This window comes from Microthrixaceae bacterium (assembly GCA_016702505.1).
Taxonomy (GTDB): domain Bacteria; phylum Actinomycetota; class Acidimicrobiia; order Acidimicrobiales; family Iamiaceae; genus Aquihabitans.
Genome location: JADJDU010000023.1, coordinates 1 through 16770, shown reverse-complemented (window position 1 = coordinate 16770; position 16770 = coordinate 1). Strand labels below are relative to the sequence as shown.

Below are 16770 nucleotides of genomic sequence, written 5' to 3'. Positions count from 1 at the left end.
AGGCGGGTGCGGTGGAGCATCGACGCCAGGGCATCCCGACGTGGACGGAGAGTGCGCCGGCTCGGCTCGCTGCTGAGCGGGCAAGGCGGGCAAGGCGGCAAGCGCAGGAGCCGGATGCTGGTGGTATGCCCCAGGCCGCCCACGAACTCGGAACCCTCCCACGTCCTAGAGGAGCAGGCCGCCGCCGAAGGGCTCGATCCCACGGCCCAGCCGGACCCGCCAAGACGTACCCCACGACACCGACGCCGCAATCACCCGGCGTGTCGGCGTCATGCTCTGGTCCACCAACGCAGCCGACACCATCCTCGAACTCGGCCTGGACCCCCCGAACACCTGCCCCACCTGCGCCTGGATCATCCACTCGGCCCCGTACAAGAAGGGTGGCCGAAGCCAAGCGAGCCGTGGCCCGAGCGAAGGGAAGGCATGGACCGAGATGACGCGTGACGTGCTGAACATTCTGTCCCTCGGGGCGGGGGGAAGTCCACAACGGTCGCCCTCATGTCCGCCACGGAAACTCCCGGAAGTTCGATGCGTGCATCTTCGCTGACACCGGATGGAACCCGCCGAGGTCGCCCACCTGGCAAAGCTCACGACGGAGTTGGAGGCTCACGACATCCCCGTCCTCACGGTTTCGGCGGGCAGCATCTACGAGGACCACATCAACCCTCAACACGAGCACCTGTTCATTCGCAACCCCAGGAACCACCCCCGGAGAACCTCGGGAAACAGCGGTCCTTCATCCCTTCTTCATAAAGACGCCCACGGGTGGGCAGGCGGTGTCCTGGGTGATGAGGTGCGCCCGACGAACCCACCGCTGCCACGACGGGCCGAGTGGACTCCTGGCAGGACGCGCCGCACCTGCACCAAGACCTACAAGATCGAGGCCCGTTGAGAAGAAGATCCGGGAGTTGCTGGGGTTAAAGCCGAGGCAGCGGTGGCCGCTACATCACGCCGTCAACCAGTCCTTCGGCATCTCCGTGGGATGAGACCGAGCGGATGAGCGACCCTGCCCACGCCTGCATCGAGCACCTCTACCCCTTGGTGGGCCAGAAGATGGACCGGGATGGCTGCCACGCATGGATGGAGCGTCACGGATGGACTTGCCCCCGGTCTGGCCTGTATCGGCTGCCCATTCCACCGGGACGACGAGTGGCGACGGCTCCGAGACCAAGCGCCCGACGAGTGGGAGCAGGCGGTCCACTTCTGATGAGGCGTTCCGGGAGCGGCAGCGCGCCGGTCTCCTCCCGATGGTGGGGGAACCTATGTCCACGACTCCGCGGGTCCCACTCGGGGAAGCCAACATTGAGGAGTACCGGGATGGGATCTACCCCCTGTTCGGGGAGGACTGCTCGGGATTCTGCGGGACATGAACAGACAGGACCAAGATGACTGACCAACTCAAGCGCAGCCACGCTTCAGGCGGTGGCGTCGTGAACCGGCCGGTGGAGGTGTCCCGTGCCGACCTCGGCCACCTCATCGAACTGGCCATGTTGGCGACGGACCGCACCCCGACGAACAAGCAGCCCTCGACCGCGCCATCACCACCGGGGCGCACCACGACCTCTGGACCGACGGGAAGGGCGCGTGACGATCACAGACACCGACGCCACCCCTGACGACATCCTCGAGCACCAGGCCGCCGCCGAAGGACTGACGGCACGGCCCAGCCGGACCCGCCAAGACGTACCCTACGACACCGACGCCGAGATCGGCGTCCTCGGGGTGATGCTCTACTCGATGACCGCAGCCGAGACCGTCCTCGGTCTCGGCCTGAAGCCCCGAGCACTTTACGCCCCGGGCATCAAGCGATCTACACCGCCATCTGTGAGACCGTCGCCGCCGGCGAGCAACCCGATCCGGTCACCGTCCCACCGAGAGGCAACGGCAGCTTGACGGGCGCGACCTCCTGTCGATAGTCACCCACGCTCCCTGTCGACCAGCGCACCCGCCTACACCCGGCGGATCATCCACACTGCCCGGTTGCGGGCGCTGCTCAGCGGGGCCTAGAAGCGGCCAACTCGGCCTCGCAACGGCGACCTGAACACCAGCCTCGCCCAACTCCAGCGCCTCGCAGCCGCCCAACCCGCCGACGACGCCGGGACCACCTGGACCCCCGTCGACCTCGCAGCCGTCATCGACGGCGATGGGCCACCGAGCCCACCATGCTCGCCCGCGACGACGGGCACCAGCTCCTCTACGCCGGGCGCGTCCACGCGTTCCAACGCGGAGTCTGAATCGGGCAAGAGCTGGCTGGCATGCGCCGCCGCCGCCGAGCGTCTCACCGAAGGGGCGAACACGTCATCTACCTCGACTTCGAAGACCACGCCACGGGCATCGTCGGCCGACTCCGGGCCTCGGCGTGGACCGTGACGCCATCATCGGCCGACTCCACTACGTGCGCCCAGACGACCCGATCGACCCGGTGGCCATCGCCGCACTAGAGCGGCTCCTGATCGACCACCAACCAACCCTGGCCATCGTGGATGGCGTCACAGAGGTGATGGTACAGAACGGGTGGTCGATCAACGACAACGACGACGCCGCCAAGTTCCTCCTGGCGCTCCCCCGACGGATCGCCCGTCACGGATGCGCCGTCGTGCTCATCGACCACGTGCCCAAAGACAAGGAGGCCAGAGGCCGGTACGGCATCGGGGCCCAACACAAGCTGGCCGGGGTGGATGGGGCTGTGTACCGCCTGGAGGTCACCCAACCGTTCGGGCTCGGCCGCACCGGCACCAGCCGGATCACCGTCGCCAAGGACCGGCCAGGCCACGTCCGTGGCTTCGCTTCTGGCGGCGAGAATCGCTAAGCATCTTGTGCCCCCGAGTCAGACACACCAATAAGGACCCGCCCGACCACTCTCATGGAGCAGGTTGCAGCGGCAATCCAAACCCTAAATGACTCCGGTGTTTACCCAACTCGCAATGGCATATTGGCGGACGTGTCAGGCAAAAAGAAGTGGGTGGCCGAAGCGCTCCGGCTCCTGATCGAGGAGGGGGCATGTGACGACCCGGCCCGGCCCGAACCGATCCCAGCTCCACACCCTGACCAAGCCCTACGTCGTGCCCCAGTCCCCCCGATCCGACCTCACCGAGGAGTTCTAGCCTGTGGATAACTGCCCTCAAATCCCCTCCATAACCCAGGTGGGTCCCGGTGGGTCCCAGTGGGTCCCGGACCCACCTGGTGTGGGCTCGTCCCGGGTGGGTCCCGTCACGGTGGGGTTGGGGTCTGAAGACCCCACCGAGGGGACCCACCCAGGGACCCACCAGCCGCCCACTACCCCCACCCAAAAAACTCAGGTGGGTCCCGGTGGTTGGGACCCACCTGCACTGTGGCCGGGATTCGACCCATCGAGGCGGAGTCCATACGGCGACGCCTGGCGTGATGTATGGTCGAGGCTCAACGACTCGTGGACGCCGATGCCCGAGATCGTCGCCGCTGTAGCGACGGCGCACGACCTGCAAACAAAAACTGTAAGCGGCATGATCCGCGAGGCCGGGAACAACGGGCACCTGATAATCCGAGGCCGGTACTCCCGTAAATCCGATACCCGGATGATTCGGCGCAACCCACAGGCGGCAGCATGAACAACTCCGACCGAGCCAGGATCATTCTCAATATAGAAATAGCGGCCAACTGGCTCAACACCATCCCGCATGACATAAATGCAATCGTGGCCGAGAAGCACCGCCAAGCCCGAGCACAAGCGTCGATCCGCTCCGGCAGCGACGGCCGAGCACCCAAGGGCAGCCACTCCGACCCGACAACGCCGACGAGGTGGACCCGAGAAGCAGACGCAGCCCTCGCCCCTACTCGATGAGACCATGGCATGGCTGCCTCACCGCCTGCAGCCGAGTCCAGCGCAGGACTCCGGCCAGAGCCACCACTAGCCCAACCCAAGCGGCAGGCCTGCGCCAACTGTGCCCGCTTCGGGCTCGACGTCGACCTGGCCGACAGCGGCAGTCGTCTGTGCGGCCAGTGCAAGACCTTCCGCCGCAACCACAAGGTCATGCCCCATGAGGCGATCTGTCGGGCATGGGCCAACGGCACCAGCCGCATCACGCCGGGCCTGATCGCTGAGGCCAAAGCCCACGCACAACGCAAACGCCGAGCCTCGTAGCCTCGTGGTACTTGCAATGCGCTGACCTGCATGATAGGTCTACAGCAGTTGAGTGCGACCCGTGGCCCTGCGCCCGGGTCACTCTTGCGTTACCGGGGAGGCTGACCGAATGGTCCACCCGCTCAAGTCCCACGCTCGGCGCAAGCTCATAGCTCACGTTCGGGCGACGCAACCGTGCTGCCACCTGTGCGGTCTGCTCATCGACCTCGACGCTGACCACCAGCGGGCACCGCTCGGATCAGCACTCGATGAGCTGGTACCTCGTGCTCATGGCGGGTCATGCACTGACCCTGCCAACGTGCGGCACGCCCACCGGCTGTGCAACAGCATCCGAGGGACCAAGACGATCACACCTGACCTGCGCAGACGCTGCCACGCTGCGGTGATCGAGGTCCTGCAACCGTCCGTCGTGCGCCGGAGCTGGTGACGGGGCCACCGTTTCTTTGGTTATCCACAGGGCGCCCGGAGGCCGGAGTCAGGAAAACTCTCTCCCCGGAGGTCGTGGTGAGCGCGTCGAAGACCCTCGGACCTGTAGCTAGGGCGGTCAGATCCGGGGACAACCGCGAGGCCCTGGAGGCCGTGCGGGACAAGCTCGCTCACGAGATCGACCTGGTGGGCGAGGACGACCGAGAGCGTCTAGCGCCTCTGACTGGCCGTCTACTCGAAGTGTTGCGGGCACTCGATGACATCGCCGAGCCGGAGGTGAGCCGCAAGGATGAGCTACGCCGTCGCAGAGAGGACCGCCGCGCCGCCGCTGGTGCCGCCCCTCGGTTCCTGAGCCGCCCAAGCGCAGCGTCAACAGCGGGGCCGGAAGCGGTGGAGTTGGCGATGTCGGCGGGCCTGGTGCTGCTCCCGTGGCAGGAACTGGTTCTCGACGCCGCACTAGCTGAGACCGCCGAAGGGTTCTGCGCTTCGTTCGAGGTTGCGTTGGTGGTTCCTCGCCAGAACGGTAAGGGCGGGGTGCTGGAGGCTGCGGAGCTGTACTGGCTCTTCCTCGATGACGCGGTGGATCTGATCACTCACACGGCGCACCGGTTCGACACGTCGCTGGAGCACTTCACCAGGATCAGGACTCTGGTGGAGACCACGCCGGAGTTGATGGCCGAGGTCAAGGGATTTACGACAGCAACGGCAAGGAGCGGATCGAGCTTCGCAACGGAAAGAGGCTCCAGTTCCAAGGCCCGCTCGAAGGGTGGTGGTCGTGGCTTCTCGGGGGACCGGGTGGTCCTGGACGAGGCCTACTACATCAACGATCTCGGTTCCCTGCTGCCAACGATGTCGGCCCGTCCTGATCCGCAGCTGTGGTGGACGAGCCCCGGCCCCGTTGGAGGTGGCCGAGTCGAATGCTTTGCGGAAGATCATCGCCCGTGGTCGTGCGGGTGAGATCACTTACGCCGAGTGGTCCGTCGATGTCGATGCTTCTGACGCCGATGCTGTTGCTGGGGCGCTAGGTGATCGTGGAGCGTGGTTGGAGGGGAACCCGTCGCTCGGGTCGCTGATCACTGAGGAGTTCATTGGGACGGTGGAGCGGTCGAATCTGACCGATGCCGAGTTTGCCCGTGAGCGGTTGGGGATCTTCCCTGACCCTGACAACGGGTTGGGCCCTCAGTGGTCTGTGATCGCTGAGGCTGATTGGTCGTCGTGTCGCAGCGGGGAGTCGGGGCGTCGTGCTGGAGCGGCCTGGGTGGCTGGTCGGTGGTGTGGATCTTGCGGTGGCGGTGCGGCCGGATCGGTCGTCGTCGTCTGTGGCGGTGGCTGGGGAGTGCCGTGAGGGTGGTATCGGGGTCGATGTGGTGGCGACTGGCGCTGGCACTGGCTGGGTCGTGGCCGAGGTGGCCGCATTGGTGGCCGATGGGGCAGTGCGCCGGGTGGTGATTGATGAGGCGGGTCCAGCGGCCGCGCTGATCGGTGATCTGGAGGCTGCTGGGGTCACGGTGGCGCGGGTCGCGTTTGCCGCCCTGAAGCTGGCTACGGCGGGGTTCTTTGATGCGGTGGTGGATGAGGAAGTGGTGCACCGTGACCGGCCGGAGTTGTCGTCGGCGGTGTCGTGGGCGGAGAAGCGCAAGGCGGGGGATGCCCTGCTGATTGATCGTCGTGGGGACCATGACATGTCGCCGCTGGTGGCTGTGGTGTTGGCCCATCACGCTGCTGTGTCGATGCCTGCTGTTGATGTGTCGATGAGCGTCTACTGAGGGGAGAGGAGCCGATGGTGCACGTGTTGCTCGAGTTGTTCGGTCTCGCCCTTGTGGTGGCCGGTGTGTCGATGTGGTCGGTGCCGTTGGCTTTGGTGGTGGCCGGGGTGGCTTTGGTCGCCGCGGTTGAGGTGCGGGCATGAGCCTGTTCCGCCCTGAGCGTCGTTCTGTGGGGTCGTTGGCTGAGGTGCTGGCGGCTGAGCGTGTCCGTCGGTCTGGTGGCGGTCATGGTGCCGTGTCGGATGTGGACCAGGCGCTCCGGTTGGGTGCGGTGTGGTCGTGTATGGATCTGATCTCTCGGTTGTCGGCGTTGCCGGTGAAGCAGTACCGCCGGGCGGCTGGTGTGCCGGTGGAGGTTGAGCGGCCGTCCCCGCTGCTGTCGGCTCCGTGGTTGCACATGCATGCGATCGGGTGGCGTCGTCAGGTGTTGATGTCGTGGTTGACGGCCGGGAACGTGTTCGGTTTGGTGGCGGCTCGTGACCGGCTGGGGTATCCGGTGCAGATGGAGATCTTGTCTCCGTCGAGGATGTCGGCTCGGCCGGTTGGTGTTGGGTCGGTGCAGTGGTTGCTTGATGGTCGTCCGGTCGGTGATGACTTGGTGCATTGGCCTGCGTTCACTGTTCCGGGGTCGCCTATCGGGTTGTCCCCGCTGCAGTACGCGGCGTCGATGACGGGGTTGGGGTTGTCGGCTGGCGAGTTCGGGTCGCCGGTGGTTCAGCGATGGCGCTCACCCTTCGGCGGTGCTGTCGACAGACCAGCCGGTAACCCAGGATCAGGCGGCGACGATCAAGGAGCGGTTTAGGGCTGCGGTGTCTGGTCGTGAGCCGGTGGTGCTCGGGTTGGGTGTCACTTACGAGGCGATCCAGGTGAGCCCGGAGGAGTCCCAGTTCCTGGAGACGATCAAGGCGAACAAGGCCGACATCGCCGGGTTCTTCCTGGTGCCGCCGGAGATGATCGGTGGCGAGTCCGGTAACAGTCAGACGTACGCGAACGTCGAGCAGCGGTCGCTGAACTACCTCACCTATAACGCGGGTTGGTGGGTGACTCTGATGGAGGAGTTCGTGTCTTCGATGGTGCCGCCGTCGGAATACGTGAAGGTCAACACCGGGGCGCTGGTGAAGGTGGACTTGAAGACGCAGGCGGAGGTGGAGGCGTTGCGCATCCGTGGCGGTTGGGGGACGCCGGATGAGGCTCGCGAGCATGAGGATCGTCCACCGTTGCCTGGCGGTGTCGGTGCCCAGACGGTGGCGCTGAACGGACCTGGAGGGTCAGATGTCTGAGTTGTTGCCTGATGTGGTCGCTGCCCGTCTGGGTGGTGACATGTCGTCTCTGTCGGTGGTGCAGCGTGGCCGCACTGTGGAGGCCCGGCGGTTCGCTGTGCCCGAGGTGCGAGCGGATGAGGACGGCGGCGTGTCGATGTCGGGGTACGCCACGGTGTACGGGTTCCCTTATGACGTGGCTGGTGGCCCGGAGCGTGGCGGCTGGTCTGAGGTGATCGTTGAGGGCGCTTGCGCCAAGTCGGTGGTCGAGCGTGACGACGTGCGTCTCCTGGTGAACCATGAGGGCCTACCTCTGGCACGCACGGCCGCTAAGACGCTGACGCTGGCGTCCGACGCTGTGGGCCTGCGGTGTGATGCCTCGCTTGACCGTTCGTCTCCGCTGGTGGCGTCGGTGCTGTCCGCGATGGAGCGAGGCGATCTCGATGAGATGTCCTTCGCTTTCCGTGTGATCCGTCAGGAGTGGGATGCGGACTACCTCGTGCGGCGGATCATCGAGGTCCAACTGTTCGATGTTTCGCTGGTGACCTACCCGGCGAATCCTGCGACCGTCGCCCAGGTGCGCGACGACGTGCCAGCGCCGTCGGTGCGCGGTCTTGATCTGCGGATGGCTTCGGCTGTCCGTGCCCGGCTGTCTATCTAGGCAGCCACTCCCGGCCCACGCCGGGCTGCACGCCGAACCGCACGCCGGACCCCTCTAGGGGGCACCACCTGCGGTCCACCTGCGGTCCACCTGAGCCACGACTCACCCGCGCCGCCCGGCACGGGTGCCAACCAACGTGACCCATGGAGGTCCTGTCATGACCCTGCTCGAACAGATCCGAGCTTCTATCCGTGAGTGCCTCGACACTCGCGCCGGCCACATGGCCGTCATCGATTCGGTGATCGCTGCGGCCGAGGCCCGAGACGATTCAGCACTCAGCGATGCCGAGACCGCACAGTTCAACGAGGCCCGTTCCGCCGTCGCTGCCGCTGATGCCGATCTCGCCCAGCTTCAGGAGCGTGAGGCCGAGCTCGTTGCGCTCGAAGAGGCCCGTGCTGCTGCTGACGCTGTGGCTGCCCGCTTCCCTGCCCCCAACGGGTCCCCCGAGATCCGTGTCGGCGCTGAGCCTGTCGTGTACCGCGACGGTGGTGAGCACTCGTTCCTTCAGGATGCCTACCGCTCCGAGTTCGGTGGCGACTGGCAGGCCCGGGAGCGGCTGGAGCGTCATCAGCGGATGGCGCTGGAGACCCGCGATGTCGGCACCGGTGCGTTCGGTGCGCTGGTGCCACCTCAGTACCTGGTGGACATGTTCGCTCCGATCGCTCGGGCTGGCCGCCCGATCGCCAACTCGGTACGTCGGCTCCCGCTGCCTGCTGGTGGGATGACCTTCAACATCCCGCTTGGCACCACCGGCACCACCACCGCCGTCCAGGCGGCCGAGAACGACGCCGTGTCGGAAACCAACTTCGATGAGACGACTTTGGCTGTCTCGTTGCAGACCATCGCCGGTCAGCAGGACGTTTCCCGTCAGGCGTTGGAGCGTGGGGTCGGCATCGACCTGGTGGTGTTCGGTGATCTCGCTTCGCACTATGCGACCGTGCTGGACACTTCGGTGTACACCGCCATCACCGGCACTGCCGGGATCGAGGCCGTGACCTACACCGACGCGTCCCCCCACTGTGGCCGAGTTCTTCCCGGAAGCTCGCTGACGCTGTGCAGCGGGTGAACTCGAACCGGTTCATGCCCGCCACCGCGATCTTCATGCACCCCCGTCGCTGGGGCTGGCTGACCGCTGCGGTCGACTCTACCAACCGTCCCCTGATCGGCCTGAACGCACCATCCAACGCTGTTGGTGTGGGTGTTGCTGCCGAGTACGGGCAGGTCGTCGGGTCGCTGTTCGGTCTGCCCGTCGTCACCGACGCCAACATGGCCACCAACCTCGGTGCCGGCACCAATGAGGACCTGGTGATCGTGGCGAAGGCTGACGACATCCTCCTGTGGGAGGACGGCGACGGTGCCCCCCGTGAGCTGCGTTTCGAGCAGACCAACGGCGGCAACCTGACCGTGAAGCTCGTTGCTTACGGCTACTCGGCCACCACGGCCGGGCGTTACCCGAAGGCCATCGCCACTGTCGGTGGCACTGGCCTGGTTACGCCGACCTTCTAGGTCGGTTGGCGTGGGCCTGGGTTGGTGGCTGATGCCTCCCCCCAGGCCCACACCTCCCCCATGTTCGCTCCGTTGGAGGTGTGTTGTGTCTGATTCGTATGTTGCGGCCCTGCTGGTGGAGCGTGACGGCTATGTGCTGCGTGGGCTGTCTGGCCGCGTGGCCGAGGTGGATGCGGAGCTAGCCCGGTTCGGTGTGCGTGCCGGGGTTGTCGGCTCCCGTGAGACCGCTGCGGATGCCCCAGAGGTGGAGCAGGCCGTCGAGGCTGCGCCCGTGAAGCGGACCCGTAGGGGCTGAGCGTGGCGTACCTGACCGCTGCTGAGGCCCGTGAGCGTCGGATGGCGTTGCTGTCCGGTGTTGCTGACGCCGAGATCGACCGGCTGGTGTCGGAGTTCGAGGCGTTGGCGGAGCGGTTCGTCGGGGTGCCGATGGTGCCTCGGGCCTCGGTGGTGCGGGTCAACGTTCCGTCCCCCGTGGTGTCGTTGGCGGTGGATGGGCCGGTGAGGTCCGTTACGTCGGTGGCGGTCGACGGGGTGGCGGTGTCTGGCACCCACAAGTTCTCGGGGTCGGTGGTGTATCCGTCGGTGGCCGTTGGGCCTGGGGTGGTCACGGTGTCGGTCCAGGTCGGTCTGGATGCCCCGCCTGAGGAGGTGCTACGCGCAGCGCCGAGTACGTCGGGCGTGTCGTGGCGGCGTCGGGGTCCGGTACGTCTCGGGACGTGTTGGCTCAGAGCTTCGACGGCGGCACTACGAGGTATTCGACCCCGGACTGGTCTGCTGGTCGCCCCACTGGGTTCTTGGAGGTTGACCGGCTGCTGGTTGGGGTGCGTGCCCGGTATTGGCTGCCGGGTGGCGTGATGGCGGAGACGACGGTGTGGTGGTCTGCCGTGGAGCGGCTGGTGTCGCTGTTGCGGGTCCATCCGTCGCTGATTGGCAGCGTGGATGTCCATTCCGGTTGGCCGGGGGATCTGCACCGCAAACCTGAAATGGTGTTCGTGGATGAACTGTCGTCCACCGAGGACCGGCCGGTGATGAAGTCGGGGCGACAGGTGCGCGATGAGTCGTTCCGGCTGCCGCTGATCGTGGTCATAACAGGGCGGGGGTGATCTGGATTCAACGATGTGCCGCACGTCGGCCGTCGTGGCGGCGATCCAGGACGTTCTGGCCGATGAACCGGCCCCTATCGGATATGGACGGGTGCTGTTCCGGGTGGGTGGCGGAGAAGTCGATGTCGTGCGGTCAGACCCCTGAGGGTCCGATCGGGACGGCGCGTGTGGTGGTCGACGTGACCGCCCGTCTCAACTGAGAGAGGAGCCTTCAATGAAGGTCCGTTACACCGGCGATGCCGGCTATGTCTTCGCGCCCGTGGGCGTGCCGCCGTTCGCCCCTGATCCGGGGGACGTGCTCGACCTGGACGAGGCGCTTGTGGCGTCTCTTGGTGGGTCGTTCGAGCCCGTCGAGCCCGAGAAGGCCGAGAAGCCCTCGGCCAAGAAGTCGGCCAGCAAGGCCGATGATCCGTCGCTAGCGCCCGCTGGTGACTCCGACCCGACCGGCCTGGAGGGCTGATAGATATGGGCATCCAAGACAACTTCTGGACGATCGGCGAGGAGACCGTGGAGTGGGGGACCAAGGCCACCACTTTGACCCGCGGCGTCGAGAACCAGACCGATGACGCTACCCCGAACGTCGAGTTTCTTCAGTCCAGGGGGATGCGCCCGGCGACGGTGGCCACCCCGACGGGCCGCTCTGTGGCTGTGCCCCGTGGTGGTCAGCATGTGCTGACCCTGGACCTGATGGCGAAGTCGTTGGGGCTGGTGTTCGCTTCGGTGGCGTCGACGGTGGCGACCACCACGCCGGGCGGCGCGACTCTGACCCGGTTGCACACGTTCACGCCGACCACGACCGGCCCCACCAAGTCCTTCACCGTCCACGCCGGACGCGCTGATGTGGGCGGCACGGTGAACCATCACGACTACCTCGGGTGCATGGCCGAGTCGCTGAACCTCGCCCTGACGGCGAAGGGCCTGCCGGTCCTCAAGTCGACGTTCGCCTACAAGACGCTCGACACTGCGGCGGCGTCGGTCACCCCGTCTTACCCCACTTCGTCGCATGTCTACCGTGACATCGACTGTGTGGTGTCGATCGACGGCAACTCTGAGTGCCTGCGGTCTGCTGACTTCCACGATCCCGACCGGGCTCGACATGGAGCGGTGGCGGATCTGTGCGGGTGGCCGCGAGAAGCCGGTGCTGAATACCCGTGTGGAACCGACCGGCACTCTGTCGCTCGACTACGAGGACGATTCTTGGCAGGACGCGTGGCTGGCCGGGACCGAGCTCGAAGATCTGATCATCACCTTCACCGGTCCCGAGATCGAGACTGGGTTCGACTTCCTGTTTCGGGCGACGTTCCCGCTGATCCAGCTCACCGGGTCGTCCCCGAAGGTTGGCCCTCGATGTGACGCCCGAGCAGCCGTTGCCGTTCCGTGTGCTGGATAACGGCACCGATCCGGCGTGGACGTTGGAGTACCAGACCACCGACACCGCCTACTGAGCCGTGTCGGCGCTGCTGTACATGGAGGCCGATGGCCTTGGCCGAGTTGATCGCCGGCTTGAAGGCGTCGTCTCAGGGGTGGGCCGGGAGCAGCGCAAGGCGAATAAGAGGGTTGCTGAGGAGGTGTCGGAGTGGGCGCGGTCTGCTGCCCGCTCTGGCACCCGCCAGCAGGTCCGGCCGCCGGTGCGATCAAGCCCGGGGCACTCAGTCGACGGCCCGTCTGGCGATCTCTGGTGGCCCTGGTTATGCCAAGGCTGCCTTCTGGGGCATGTCTCGCCGGACCGGCTGGTATGCGGCTGAGCGGTACCGTGATTCTCCGCACGGCAGGCCCCGCCGTGGGCGGGGGAACTCGTGGACGGCTGGCGTGGCCGGTCAGGGGCCGCATGCGATCAACGATGCGATCGCTGCCCATGTTGATGAGGTCGAGGCCCTGTATGCGGCCGGTTACGAGTCCGCCTTGAAGGCGGCTTTCCCTGGGGGTTCGGAGTGAGTCAGATCACGGTTACGGTCGACGGGTCCGAGCAGGTCGTGGACCTGGCGAAGGTCACGGGGCTGGATGCGATGCAGTTCCGCATGGAGACGGGGCAGGACCTCGATCTTGCGGTGTTGGGGATCTTGGAGCGGGGCGAGGGCGAGTCTACTCGCTGATCTGGCGGTGGTCCACTGGTTGTGGGTCCGTCAGTCGGCTGACCCGTTGGCGACGTTCGCTCTAGTGGCGTCGTCGTTGACCTTGTTCCCCGCCGAGCAGGTTGAGTCCGCCGAGGCCGTAGAGGTCAGAGCCATGACTGGGCGCGCTCACGATCGACATAACGACGAGGGACCAGCAGACGCTGGCGGCGCTGAAGCGCGTCCAGAAGGAGTTGTCGGCGGTCGACAAAGCGGTGGACAAGACCGCCAAGAGAGCGACAAGCCTCGGTAAGTCGGCCGATGATTACGCGGCGAAACTGAGCAACGCCCGTCAGGTTGCGGGTGGGATCGTGTTGGGCGGCACGGTGGCGGTGTTGGGTGCGTCGACCAAAGCCGCTGGCGAGCTGGCGGAGGCGCAAGCCAAAACGAACGCCGTATTCAGGGGAGTCGGTGGGGATCATCAATCAGTTTGCTGAGGGCGCGACCGAGGCGCTCGCCCTGTCGAAGCGTGAGGCGCTGGAGTCCGCATCCACCTTCGGGAAACCTGTTCACCCAGATGGGCGTCGGGGCCGCCAAGTCGGCGCAGATGTCTAAGTCGATGATCACCCTTGCTGGTGACTTCGCGGCCTTCCACAACGCGAATCCGGTGGACGTGATCGAGGCGCAGACGGCTGCGTTCCGGGGCGAGTACGACGCCTTGCAGAAGTTTGTTCCGACGATCAACGCGGCGGCAGTGGAGCAGCAGGCGTTGGCCGAGACGGGCAAGTCGTCGGCCCGTGAGTTGACCGCCCAGGAGAAGGCGTTGGCGACCTATTCGCTGATGCTGGCCGGCGCGGGTAAGGCGTCGGGGGCGGCGGCTCGGGAGGCTGACGGGTTGGCGATGTCGTCCAAGAGGGCGAAGGCCGAGCTAGAGAACAAGTGCGGCTTCCATTGGCACGTCGCTGGTGCCTGCTGCCGCTACGGCCGCTAAGGGGATAGCGGGTCTGGCGAGTGCGTTTGGTGCGCTGCCTGCTCCGATGCAGACCGGGGTGGTCGGCATAGGGGCTGGTGGTGGGTCTCGGGTTGTTGGGGCCGAAGGTCGCTGAGGGTGTCGGCCTGTTGCGGTCTGGTGTTGGTGCTGTCCGTGCGTACGGGTCGGAGACGGCGACGACGGCGCAGAAGATGACGGGCGCTGGTGTCGCCGCTGGTGCGCTGGCTGGTGCGCTGGTGGCTGATGCTGCTGCGTGGAATCAGTGGGGTGCTGCTGGCGCGGTGCGGCGAATCAGTGGGCTGACCAGTTCGATCAGGCCGAACGGTCGCACGGTTGCGGGCCTGCGCCAGACGGCCGCTGAGACCAGGGCGTGGGGTGATGCGATCAAGGAGGCTGGGGGTCGTTCGCTGGCCTGCCTGACCCTGGCGACCTGTTCGACATCGACGCTGACCGCGAGACGGCCGAGGCGAAGAAGGCGGCTAAGGGTCGGGCCAAGGCGTACGAGGATGCCGCCGATCGGATAGAGGAGGCCGCTAAGCGGTCTGGTATGTCGGTGGCGGACGCTGAGAAGGCGCTGGCGGCGACTGGTGTCGACCCGACGATCATGTCGGTGGACAAGCTGACGGATTGCATTAGAGGACTACCAGTCCTCCGGGTGCGGGGCCGCTGAGGCTTCGGCTGCGTTGGCCCGTGATCTGGCGGCAGAGGAGGCAGCGGCTGACGCTGCACGGTCCGCCGTCGATGGTCTGCGGTCCGCCGAGGAGGGCGTGGAGTCTGCTCGGGCTGGGGTGGCTGACGCTCAGGATCGGGTGGCTGACGCTGAGCGTGGCGTGACCGAGGCCCGTAAGGGGGTGGCTGACGCCGCCCGTGGTGTCGCTGATGCTGAGAGGTTTGGCTGACGCACGACAGGGGCGGTAGCGGCCGCTGAGGACCTAGCGGACGCCCAGCGTGATCTTCAGTTTGGGACCAAGGAGCTGGAGGACGCCCACGAGGGGGGTCGTTGACGCTGAGAAGGATCTTGCATCGGCGCAGCGCGACAAGCAAAGGCCGCTCAGGAGGATTTGACCGAGGCCCGTGAGCGCGCCGCTGAGGTCCTGGAGGATCTGGCCACCTCTGCCCGGTCGGGTCCTCGATGAGAAAGAGGCGTCCTCGACCTGCGAGACGCCCGTGAGGCTCTGGCCGCGGGTCCTGACATTGACGAGGCAAAGCCTGGTGAGTCCGCCGAGGCTGCGGTGGAGCGGGAGCGGCGCAACGCTGAGGCCCGCAAAGAGTGGGCGGAGGAACGTGAGCGGCTTCAGATCCGTGTAGAGCGGGCTGGAGATCCGTCTGGGTGAGGCGCAGGAGCGGAACGGTGACGCGGCCGGGGAGTTGGCGGAGGCTCAGGCCCGTGGGATTGAGCAGTCCGAGGAGGTCACCGCGGCCAAGGATGCGATCGCCGCGGCTGCTGATGCTGAGCGCACCGCTGAGGAGGCGCTGGTCGCGGCTAAGGCCCGTGTGGTCGAGGTGCAGGAGGCTCTGGCCCAGCGGGTCGTGGAGGCTCAGCAGCGGGTCGTGGAGGCGAACGACCGTGTAGCGGAGGCGGGGGTCGGGTCCGTGACGCTCAGGACCAGGTGGCAGCGGCTCAGCAGCGGGTCGTGGATCAGCAGGGTGCTGTGGTCGAGGCGAGGGCGGCGGTCGAGGAGGCCGAGCGCAAGGTCACCGATGCGCTTGTGGCGCAGGCGATAGCGCGCAGGCCGAGCTGGACGCTGCGCTAGCGAACTAAGGGCGCTCTAGATGGCCAGATCGTCAAGCTCCTGGAGTTGGCGGGGGCAGATGGAGCCGGGGTCGCCGGTGCGTCAGCGACTCTGAGATGGCTGAGCAGCTCAACTCTCTGACGGCCCGCCCGTGGACGATCGAGTCTTCAGACCCGCCTCCAGGCGGTGGACGCGATCAACCGGGCGATGGAGATCGCCCTGTCTGGGACTGATGAGGCGAACCGTGGTGGTCAGTGATCGGTGGCCGTGTCGGAGCGCGGCCGGGTGTATCCGGTGGGCGAGAATGCGCCCGGAGATTCGCGGCTAGATCCTGGCGGGTCGGGTCGTGTGTCACCACGCCTGAGCAGTGGCGGTAGATAAGCGCAAGCAAAGGCGGTTCAACGGGCGTGACCGGCGCGCGGCCAAGCGAAGTTGGCGGCCGGACCGCGGACCCTGAACGGACGGTGAATGAGGCGGCTACCCCGTGGTGACAGTCGATCTGATCGGGTCCGGAGTTTGACCGTTTGTTGAGGGTGAAGTCTCACTGATGGCGTCTCCACTGACAGGCGTGTACCAGTTCGGGGTTGGGTCTGCTGGTGTGCGGTGACGGCACAGGCGAACCCTGAGAGGGTCGTTGGTGAAGGTAAATGGGCTTGGCCCGTCGGGTGTCGTCTCAGACGGCGCAACGCTCGATGTCGGCGGGGTGGCTGGCGTCGTGATGTTGCTGCCCTGTTGGATATCAGTCTCGACGTGGAGGGTTGGACGCCGGGTGATGATGAGCGGCGGGTGACTGGTGGGTGGCGTTGGCGGCCGAGTTTGATGCGATGGCTACAGGCCCGGGTCGTTGTGGTTGAGGCTGCCGGGGATTGGCCACCGCGAGATCGTGGGCCGTCCGATGGGCACGTCCGATGACGGGCTGTCGTCGTTGCCTTACGGCTACGTGGAGATGTCCTTCCGCTGGTTGGGGACGACGGGTGAGATGACGGAGGTGGTCTGATGGCGCTGGTCGTGTCGTGGTATCGGTCCGGGTGGAGACCCCCCCGTCGGGGTATGCCGCGTCGATGACAAGGTGCTCGCCATCGAGCACCGGATGGGCTGGTCGTTCGACGCCACCGATACGACCTTGACCGGCCTGGCCCTGTGTGGCTGCGAGC

General features: G+C 66.3%; 24 protein-coding genes. All 24 read left to right on the top strand.

All coding sequences use genetic code 11. From position 1 onward, the window contains the following. Positions 1-553: 553 nt before the first annotated feature. The 24 genes from IPG97_15850 (at position 554) to IPG97_15735 (ending at position 15637) form a co-directional block, all read left to right on the top strand. Entirely contained in the window at positions 554-892 is a 339-nt protein-coding gene (locus IPG97_15850; protein MBK6857968.1) for a hypothetical protein, read from the top strand. Between the two features lie 493 nt (positions 893-1385). Next, complete coding sequence (locus IPG97_15845; protein MBK6857967.1) at positions 1386-1616, top strand: hypothetical protein; 231 nt, start codon at positions 1386-1388, stop codon at positions 1614-1616. Then, positions 1585-1893 carry a hypothetical protein gene (locus tag IPG97_15840; protein MBK6857966.1) on the top strand — a complete coding sequence of 103 codons (309 nt, stop codon included), beginning with the start codon at positions 1585-1587 and terminating at the stop codon, positions 1891-1893. The genes IPG97_15845 and IPG97_15840 overlap by 32 nt, the downstream gene beginning before the upstream one ends. Before the next feature lie 466 nt (positions 1894-2359). Then, positions 2360-2809 (top strand): AAA family ATPase, encoded by a 450-nt coding sequence (locus IPG97_15835; GenBank protein ID MBK6857965.1) that lies wholly within the window; start codon positions 2360-2362, stop codon positions 2807-2809. A 774-nt stretch (positions 2810-3583) separates the two neighbouring features. Further along, a complete protein-coding gene (locus IPG97_15830; GenBank protein MBK6857964.1) occupies positions 3584-3820 on the top strand; it encodes a hypothetical protein in 237 nt (78 codons plus the stop codon). A 9-nt stretch (positions 3821-3829) separates the two neighbouring features. After that, entirely contained in the window at positions 3830-4120 is a 291-nt protein-coding gene (locus IPG97_15825; GenBank protein ID MBK6857963.1) for a hypothetical protein, read from the top strand. A gap of 504 nt (positions 4121-4624) precedes the next feature. Then, entirely contained in the window at positions 4625-5503 is an 879-nt protein-coding gene (locus IPG97_15820) for a hypothetical protein (protein MBK6857962.1), read from the top strand. Further along, positions 5451-5891 (top strand): hypothetical protein, encoded by a 441-nt coding sequence (locus tag IPG97_15815; GenBank protein MBK6857961.1) that lies wholly within the window; start codon positions 5451-5453, stop codon positions 5889-5891. The genes IPG97_15820 and IPG97_15815 overlap by 53 nt, the downstream gene beginning before the upstream one ends. Further along, entirely contained in the window at positions 5866-6312 is a 447-nt protein-coding gene (locus IPG97_15810; GenBank protein ID MBK6857960.1) for a hypothetical protein, read from the top strand. The genes IPG97_15815 and IPG97_15810 overlap by 26 nt, the downstream gene beginning before the upstream one ends. Positions 6313-6451: 139 nt before the next feature. Next, positions 6452-7114 (top strand): phage portal protein, encoded by a 663-nt coding sequence (locus IPG97_15805; protein ID MBK6857959.1) that lies wholly within the window; start codon positions 6452-6454, stop codon positions 7112-7114. Beyond that, the gene (locus IPG97_15800) at positions 7002-7592 is read left to right on the top strand and encodes a phage portal protein (GenBank protein ID MBK6857958.1); all 591 of its coding nucleotides are present in this window, start codon (positions 7002-7004) and stop codon (positions 7590-7592) included. Before IPG97_15805 ends, IPG97_15800 begins: the two co-directional genes overlap by 113 nt. Further along, a complete protein-coding gene (locus IPG97_15795; GenBank protein ID MBK6857957.1) occupies positions 7585-8232 on the top strand; it encodes an HK97 family phage prohead protease in 648 nt (215 codons plus the stop codon). The genes IPG97_15800 and IPG97_15795 overlap by 8 nt, the downstream gene beginning before the upstream one ends. Positions 8233-8389: 157 nt before the next feature. Continuing rightward, on the top strand, positions 8390-9298 hold the full coding sequence (locus IPG97_15790) for a phage major capsid protein (protein MBK6857956.1): 909 nt from the start codon (positions 8390-8392) through the stop codon (positions 9296-9298). Continuing rightward, positions 9295-9738, top strand: coding sequence for a hypothetical protein (locus IPG97_15785; protein MBK6857955.1), 444 nt, complete (start codon positions 9295-9297; stop codon positions 9736-9738). Before IPG97_15790 ends, IPG97_15785 begins: the two co-directional genes overlap by 4 nt. A 31-nt stretch (positions 9739-9769) precedes the next feature. Beyond that, the gene (locus tag IPG97_15780; GenBank protein ID MBK6857954.1) at positions 9770-10033 is read left to right on the top strand and encodes a hypothetical protein; all 264 of its coding nucleotides are present in this window, start codon (positions 9770-9772) and stop codon (positions 10031-10033) included. 2 nt (positions 10034-10035) lie between these two features. Next, complete coding sequence (locus IPG97_15775) at positions 10036-10593, top strand: hypothetical protein (GenBank protein ID MBK6857953.1); 558 nt, start codon at positions 10036-10038, stop codon at positions 10591-10593. A 29-nt stretch (positions 10594-10622) separates the two neighbouring features. Beyond that, positions 10623-10841 carry a hypothetical protein gene (locus tag IPG97_15770; protein ID MBK6857952.1) on the top strand — a complete coding sequence of 73 codons (219 nt, stop codon included), beginning with the start codon at positions 10623-10625 and terminating at the stop codon, positions 10839-10841. 214 nt (positions 10842-11055) lie between these two features. Then, entirely contained in the window at positions 11056-11301 is a 246-nt protein-coding gene (locus IPG97_15765; GenBank protein MBK6857951.1) for a hypothetical protein, read from the top strand. A 5-nt stretch (positions 11302-11306) separates the two neighbouring features. Further along, positions 11307-12194 carry a hypothetical protein gene (locus tag IPG97_15760; GenBank protein ID MBK6857950.1) on the top strand — a complete coding sequence of 296 codons (888 nt, stop codon included), beginning with the start codon at positions 11307-11309 and terminating at the stop codon, positions 12192-12194. Between the two features lie 578 nt (positions 12195-12772). Beyond that, on the top strand, positions 12773-12934 hold the full coding sequence (locus IPG97_15755) for a hypothetical protein (GenBank protein MBK6857949.1): 162 nt from the start codon (positions 12773-12775) through the stop codon (positions 12932-12934). A 212-nt stretch (positions 12935-13146) separates the two neighbouring features. Next, the gene (locus tag IPG97_15750) at positions 13147-13389 is read left to right on the top strand and encodes a hypothetical protein (protein ID MBK6857948.1); all 243 of its coding nucleotides are present in this window, start codon (positions 13147-13149) and stop codon (positions 13387-13389) included. Positions 13390-13421: 32 nt separating this feature from the next. Then, positions 13422-13883, top strand: a complete 462-nt coding sequence (locus IPG97_15745; protein ID MBK6857947.1) for a hypothetical protein — start codon at positions 13422-13424, stop codon at positions 13881-13883. 683 nt (positions 13884-14566) lie between these two features. Beyond that, on the top strand, positions 14567-14782 hold the full coding sequence (locus IPG97_15740; protein ID MBK6857946.1) for a hypothetical protein: 216 nt from the start codon (positions 14567-14569) through the stop codon (positions 14780-14782). Positions 14783-15493: 711 nt separating this feature from the next. Next, positions 15494-15637 carry a hypothetical protein gene (locus tag IPG97_15735; protein MBK6857945.1) on the top strand — a complete coding sequence of 48 codons (144 nt, stop codon included), beginning with the start codon at positions 15494-15496 and terminating at the stop codon, positions 15635-15637. Positions 15638-16770 lie beyond the last annotated feature (1133 nt).

Excerpts from the sequence above, each read along its gene's own strand:
- IPG97_15845 (MBK6857967.1), top strand. The coding sequence starts at position 1,386 with ATGACTGACCAACTCAAGCGCAGCCACGCTTCAGGCGGTGGCGTCGTG.
- IPG97_15825 (MBK6857963.1), top strand. The coding sequence starts at position 3,830 with ATGGCTGCCTCACCGCCTGCAGCCGAGTCCAGCGCAGGACTCCGGCCA.
- IPG97_15805 (MBK6857959.1), top strand. The coding sequence starts at position 6,452 with ATGAGCCTGTTCCGCCCTGAGCGTCGTTCTGTGGGGTCGTTGGCTGAG.
- IPG97_15795 (MBK6857957.1), top strand. The coding sequence starts at position 7,585 with ATGTCTGAGTTGTTGCCTGATGTGGTCGCTGCCCGTCTGGGTGGTGAC.
- IPG97_15780 (MBK6857954.1), top strand. The coding sequence starts at position 9,770 with ATGCCTCCCCCCAGGCCCACACCTCCCCCATGTTCGCTCCGTTGGAGG.
- IPG97_15765 (MBK6857951.1), top strand. The coding sequence starts at position 11,056 with ATGAAGGTCCGTTACACCGGCGATGCCGGCTATGTCTTCGCGCCCGTG.
- IPG97_15850 (MBK6857968.1), top strand. The coding sequence starts at position 554 with ATGGAACCCGCCGAGGTCGCCCACCTGGCAAAGCTCACGACGGAGTTG.
- IPG97_15830 (MBK6857964.1), top strand. The coding sequence starts at position 3,584 with ATGAACAACTCCGACCGAGCCAGGATCATTCTCAATATAGAAATAGCG.
- IPG97_15760 (MBK6857950.1), top strand. The coding sequence starts at position 11,307 with ATGGGCATCCAAGACAACTTCTGGACGATCGGCGAGGAGACCGTGGAG.
- IPG97_15790 (MBK6857956.1), top strand. The coding sequence starts at position 8,390 with ATGACCCTGCTCGAACAGATCCGAGCTTCTATCCGTGAGTGCCTCGAC.